Origin of the sequence: Bradyrhizobium forestalis (genome assembly GCF_002795245.1) — a bacterium.
Lineage (GTDB): Bacteria > Pseudomonadota > Alphaproteobacteria > Rhizobiales > Xanthobacteraceae > Bradyrhizobium > Bradyrhizobium forestalis.
Genome location: NZ_PGVG01000122.1, coordinates 1 through 888, shown reverse-complemented (window position 1 = coordinate 888; position 888 = coordinate 1). Strand labels below are relative to the sequence as shown.

The window sequence follows — 888 nt, the reverse complement described above, 5'->3', positions numbered from 1 at the left end:
CAGCAGCCAGCGCGCGCTGCCGGGCTCGCGCGCGATCACAAACCGCAACAAGGGCGCTCGGCCAAGCTCGATGCGCTGCCGGCGCGGATCAAACCGATCCTTCAGCTGCGCGCGGCCCGGACCAGCAGCGCCGTCCAGCTCGACCTCGCTCACCTCCAAAAGCGCACGGCGCCACACCACCTGGGCCGGACGCGACAGCCCTTCCCAGACAAACGACGTCCTCAGGATATCGTGCCGATCCACCACCCGCTGAACCGCGGCAAGATAGCGCTCGAGCAGGTCACGATCGGCAAACGCCATCTGCGAGACCAGCAGGTACGGATCGCCCTTTGTCGCCAACAGATGGTGGAACAGGATGCCGTCCTGCAGCGGCGACAAACCATAAATGTCCTGGATGTTGCCGACGCCGCCGGGCACCGTGGCGACGATCCGGTCGATCTCGCCCTGCGCCAGCTCAATGAGCGGCAACATCTCTGGCGTGATCGCCGGACTCTGTTCGGTGATCCGATTGGCCGGGACCGCCACCTCCTGATGACTGCCCAGGCTTGCGGCCTGATCGGCCAGCACCGGCCTGGCGAACAGCGTGCGCACCTCAACCCCCAGCGACCGCCGCCGCAAACGCTCGATCAGTTGCACCGCCAGCAGCGAGTGCCCGCCGAGCGCAAAGAAGTGGTCGTGGCGTCCGACCCGCTCAACACCGAGAAGCTCGGCCCAGATCTGTGCCAGCGTGATCTCGATCTCGCCTTGCGGCGGCTCATAGGCGCGATGCGCATACGCCTCATCGTCCGGCGCAGCCAGCGCCTTGCGGTCCAGCTTGCCATTCACCGTCAGCGGCAGCGCCGCCAGCCGCACGAACGCCGATGGCACCATGTAGTCCGGCAGGTGCGC

The 888-nt window shown here is 67.0% G+C and carries 1 protein-coding gene; it reads right to left on the bottom strand.

The genetic code is table 11. The features are described 5' to 3' along the window. Positions 1 to 888, bottom strand: an 888-nt coding sequence (locus CVM73_RS38760; RefSeq protein WP_245452560.1) for a condensation domain-containing protein, incomplete at both ends; no start/stop codon positions are given.